This is a genomic window from Aerococcus sp. L_32 (genome assembly GCF_050689315.1).
On record NZ_JBOEQF010000148.1, the window covers coordinates 1 to 5,201 of the forward strand.

General features: G+C 37.2%; 3 protein-coding genes and 1 pseudogene. 1 reads left to right on the top strand and 3 read right to left on the bottom strand.

What is annotated here, in order from left to right:
• Positions 1-244 precede the first annotated feature (244 nt).
• Positions 245-730, top strand: coding sequence for an LURP-one-related/scramblase family protein (locus tag ACRCJ0_RS09145; RefSeq protein WP_431390253.1), 486 nt, complete (start codon positions 245-247; stop codon positions 728-730).
• Positions 731-1,105: 375 nt separating this feature from the next.
• Here the strand turns inward: ACRCJ0_RS09145 and ftsY are convergent, their stop codons facing one another.
• The 3 genes and pseudogenes from ftsY to ACRCJ0_RS09160 form a co-directional block, all read right to left on the bottom strand.
• Positions 1,106-2,131, bottom strand: a complete 1,026-nt coding sequence (gene ftsY / locus ACRCJ0_RS09150; RefSeq protein ID WP_431390254.1) for a signal recognition particle-docking protein FtsY — start codon at positions 2,129-2,131, stop codon at positions 1,106-1,108.
• Positions 2,132-2,596: 465 nt separating this feature from the next.
• Positions 2,597-3,418, bottom strand: a complete 822-nt coding sequence (locus tag ACRCJ0_RS09155; protein WP_431390255.1) for a Cof-type HAD-IIB family hydrolase — start codon at positions 3,416-3,418, stop codon at positions 2,597-2,599.
• A gap of 84 nt (positions 3,419-3,502) precedes the next feature.
• Positions 3,503-5,201: pseudogene (locus tag ACRCJ0_RS09160) on the bottom strand (chromosome segregation protein SMC); the annotation flags it as partial.

Below are 5,201 nucleotides of genomic sequence, written 5' to 3' on the forward strand. Positions count from 1 at the left end.
CTCAACTTATTTTTCTCTCATTTTTTATCCAAATAACACTTTGTGCATATAAAAACAGAATATAATCTTTAATTTTACGAGTTTTGTACGTTAATAAACCCATATTTCACAAATCAATTATATCAAAGTTCGTAAATTAAAAAAATAGAAAAGATACTGATTTCTAACCAATTAGTACATATATTGTCCTTTCTAAACTTTATAAGTTATAATTTTATAAAAAGATGTATAAGGGGATGGGAACATGAAATTGTATATGAAGCAAAAGTTATTTTCGTTGAAGCAGGATTTTAATATTTACGACCACAATCAAACACCCCTATTTCGTGTATCTAGCAAATTATTTTCAGTTGGTCGCCAATTACGGATTTATGATGCCCTAACAAATGAGGAACTGGCTTATGTTAAAGAATCGCCTTTTCGCTTTTTAACCCACCTAAAGGTCTACAGAGGCAATGATTATATAGCTACTATCCAACAAAAAATGACCTTATTTAAAACCAAAATGACCATTGAAGATATTGGATGGACAATTCAAGGAGACTTTTTAGGTTGGCAATATGTCATTACAGATGAAAAAAATCAGACAATTGCGGAGGTTAAAGCAAAAATGCTATCTTGGTCAGATACCTTTGAAATTACGATTGATGATACTCAAGTAGACCCCATTATTGTCCTCGCGATTATTCTTGCGATTGATACTATCCGAGACAAGCAACAATCTGGTTGAGAAACGTAAAAATGATGACCGATAACAAAGCTGAAATCGCTATAACAGAGGTGTACTGAAAATACACCCCAACAATTTTCAGTACATCCATTCACTTTAGCGCCACAGCTTAATTTTTTCTTCGATACAAACAGGCCTATTCTCATTCCAAGCTTGTTTTTTATGGATAAATTTCACAAATAGTATAGAGATTTGTCTAAAAGTAACAGTTTAAAATGATCAGATAGCTAAAATTCCTTAAATTAACATCACCAACGGCAATAGTGACCAGAAATATGATTAACCAAAATTCAATTCTTTATTCTATATTCAAAAAAATAGACTAACGTAACCATTCATCTATGGCTTAAGTTAGTCTATTTCTGTCTATTCAAGTTAAACTTCTACAACATCTTTGATTAATTGGTAAATGAATTTCTCTGCATCAAATACTTGCAGGTCATCCACTTTTTCACCAAGTCCGATAAATTTAACGGGAATATCCATCTCATAACGAATTGCAAAAATCACGCCACCCTTGGCAGTCCCATCAAGTTTGGTTAAGACAATACCGTCAATATCTACAGTCTTATCAAACTCTTTAGCTTGTACTAAGGCATTTTGCCCCGTTGTTGCATCGAGTACCAATAAAATTTCATGCGGTGAACCAGGTAATTCTCTCGTTAAGATACGTTTCATTTTATCTAATTCATTCATTAGATTAATTTTAGTTTGTAGTCGTCCAGCTGTATCTACTAATAAATAGTCATAACCACCTTCACGCGCAGTTTTAGCAGCGTCAAAAGCCACAGAAGCCGGGTCACCTTGCGCCTTACCAGTCACGATTGGTACATCAATACGGCGTGCCCATTCTTCTAATTGCTCAATCGCACCCGCACGGAACGTATCCCCTGCAGCAAGCAAGACTTTTTTACCATCTTGTTTTAATTGGTAAGCCATTTTCCCAATGGTAGTTGTTTTCCCGACGCCGTTCACCCCAACAAATAAAACAACTGTTGGGCCATCTGGATTTTCATTGATTTCAACACTCGGCTCACCACCTTTGTCGTAAATCTCCACCATTTTTTCAATGATGACATCTTTTACTTGCTCCCCTGAACTAGCACCGCGACGTTGTATTTCCTCACGCACTGCATCAGATAAGGCAAGTGTCATGTCAAAACCAACATCAGAAGAAATGAAAGTCTCCTCTAAATCATCAAAAAATTCATCATCCACTTGGCGGAAACCAGCAAATAATTCATTCATACGGTCAGAGAAAGAACGACGTGTCTTTTCAACACCCTTATCGTACTTTTCAAAGACAATCTGCTCTTGACTAGGCGATTCAGATTGACGCTGTTGCTCAACAATCTCATCCTCACCCGTAAACGCGCGTTTAATACGGTCAAATAATCCCATCGTATCACTCCTTTACTAAAATAAAAATCTCGTGTGTAATCATAAAACTATAGGTCAAGTAATATATCAACGAACCTACTCTATATTATAAAATAAGCAACCAGAATACTTTTAAAATATTATCCATGGAAAACAATTGAAACAGATTTTCAAGAACCAAATGCCATTTGATAAAGTTGACATTAAGATACAAATTTTAAATTTATTTTACTGACTATTTCTTGTATTAAATAGTGTCAGTCGTGTTCAACATAAGGCTGGAACTTTTCTAGCATGCCTTCGCAGTGAAAAAGGATGACTGACCCATATCAGAGAGTTGGCATTTATGGCTTACTCTCTGAATCGTCAGACAAGGAATTAGACCTCGGCTAATTCCGGTCCCACTGCATTTAAGGCAATGCTAGAAGTAGTGAAATCCTACGGCTTACTTATAATTTTAGAAATTTAAAATAGTTATTATAACTATTAATTATCTGTTTCAAAGAAAACAAAATGGTCAATTGCTTTAGCAACCCCGTCATTTTCATTAGAATCTGTGATATAATCTGCGAACGCTTTTACATCTGGTCGACCATTTTCCATCACCACAGATGTACCGGCCCACTTAAGCATAGCTAAGTCATTTTCCTCATCACCAATTACCATCACTTGGTCTTTAGTTAATTCTAAAATATCAGCTAAATGACTCACACCAGTTCCTTTATCAATCCCTTTAGGCATGATTTCTAATTGGAAAGGATGACTACGCATCACTTCGAAATCTTCATATACCCAGTTTGGAATTTGATCAATCATACGCATTAAATGGTCTGTTTCTGTATTTATCACCACTTTAAAAATAGCCGTTTCTGGATCTAAATTGTCCATATCAAATTGTTTGAATGGTAAGAAATTCATTGTTTGTTGATAAAGACCTGGATGGTTTTCAGGGAATGGGAATTGATAAACTGCATCGATTAATACCGCTTCAAGTGGTAATTCTAGAGACGCCATCACGTCATATAACCGTTTAGCATCCGCCATAGACATGGTCACTTGGCTAGCCACCTTACCAGTCTTATTTTGAACGACTAGTCCACCGTTATAAGTAATTGAATAGTGGTCATCAGTATTTGTCTCTAAAGTATCCAAGAATTTTTGAATTGCTTCAAGTGGTCGACCAGTACAAATCGCAACATCCACACCATTATCAATCGCCTTGCGGATCATTTCACGGTTACCCTCACTAATCGTCTTATCATTCCGTAACAAAGTGCCATCTAAATCAATTGCAATTAATTCAATCATAATGCCCTCATATTTCTGTTCAATATTTTTACTAAATTACTTACATTTTGCCACATTTCCCCATGAAAAACGAATAATTCCTTTTTAATTTGATGATTCTAGTAATTTCTCATCAAAATCTTCTAAACGAACTGCCGCTAATTTAGACACACCAGAATCCTGCATGGTTACGCCGTACAAGATATTAGCTGATTCCATTGTCCCCTTACGATGGGTAATGACAATAAATTGCGTCTTATCCGCAAATTCACGTAAGAACCGACCATAACGAGCTACATTGGCTTCATCCAGTGCCGCTTCCACCTCATCTAATATTGAAAAAGGTACAGTTTTCACATCTAAAATCGCAAACAATAAGGCAATTGCAGTTAAAGCTTTCTCCCCACCTGATAATAAGGATAGGTGTTGCAGCCGTTTCCCAGGTGGTTGAGCTTCAATGTCAATTCCTGATTCTAACAGATTATCTGGCTTGGTCAATTTCAGACTCGCACGACCTCCACCAAATAATTTAGGAAAGATATCTTCAAAAGCATCCCGAATAGCAATAAAAGCTTGTTCAAATCGTTCAGCCACCTCTTCATCCATTTCAGAAATTGTTTGATAGAGTTTTTCTTTGGCAGCCAATACGTCATCTCTTTGTTTTTGCATAAAGGTAAACCGTTCATTTACTTCTTCAAACTCATCAATGGCTGCTAAATTAACCGGTCCAATTTGTTCAATTTCTTTTTTCAACTGACGAACTTTTAAGGATGCTGATTCCATGGACATGGTTAATTCTGACGTCGCTCTTGCCCGTTCAAAGGTCAGACCGTATTCTTCCCGAAGGTGGGTTAAATGGTTATCAATCGATACTTCATATCGAGAAGCTGTTGCCTCCACCTTAGCTTGTTTTTCAAGCAAGTCTTGAAGATGTGTATTCATCTCTTGAACTTCTTGGTCTAGGGCATCGGCCTTATTCTGCGCCTCATTGCGGACCTTTCGCATTGCTTTTAGTTCAGCTTCACAGTCTTTTTGTGCTTTCACAGCTGCTTGATAATCAGCTTCCAAGGTGCCAGAAGTTTCAGAATTGGATAAAATAGCTTCCCGCATCAACTTAAGTTCCGCTTCTACTTGGCTTACCTGATTTTCTTTTGCTGCTAATTCAGCTTCTTGACCTGCTAATTGACTTTCAACTTGAGTGTATTGTGATTTTAAGACCGCTAAATCTGTTTCAGCAGCCTGCAATTGCCCTTGTAATTGCGTTCGTTTTTCAGCCTTATCAGTTGCTGATAAGTTCATATCCTCAATCAGATTTTTCAATTGATCTACTTGATCGTCAACAACTTTTAAATCCGCTACTAACTTGGCTTTTGCTTTTTCTTGTTTAGCCTTCGTTTTTGAAGCAGAAGCTTGCAGGCTTTCACCAGTTTTTAAAGCTTCAGTTAAATCAGCAATTTGTCCGGTTAACTGGTCAATTTGACTCGTTAAAGTCCGTTCACTAAAGCGTGCTTCATCACCTTGTGCTTTGATTGTTTCAAGGTCTTTCACCATCTCTTCAGATACTTGCGACGCTTGGTGCATCTCTTCTTGCAAGTTGGTTACGGTTGCGGTCAAGGTCTTGATTTCCTGACTTAAGTGGTCGATGTCCGTTTTCCGAGATAATAAACCAGCATTGTTATTCCGTTTCGTTGCCCCACCAGTCATTGACCCACCAGCGTTAATCACATCTGATTCAAGGGTCACAATCCGGTAACGAGAATACAGTGCTTTAGCAATCGCACGGGCATTATCAAGATTATCAGCC

What these genes read in the sequence shown, in the direction of transcription:
- ftsY (WP_431390254.1), bottom strand. Translation starts at nt 2,131, where the DNA reads ATGGGATTATTTGACCGTATTAAACGCGCGTTTACGGGTGAGGATGAG.
- ACRCJ0_RS09155 (WP_431390255.1), bottom strand. Translation starts at nt 3,418, where the DNA reads ATGATTGAATTAATTGCAATTGATTTAGATGGCACTTTGTTACGGAAT.
- ACRCJ0_RS09145 (WP_431390253.1), top strand. Translation starts at nt 245, where the DNA reads ATGAAATTGTATATGAAGCAAAAGTTATTTTCGTTGAAGCAGGATTTT.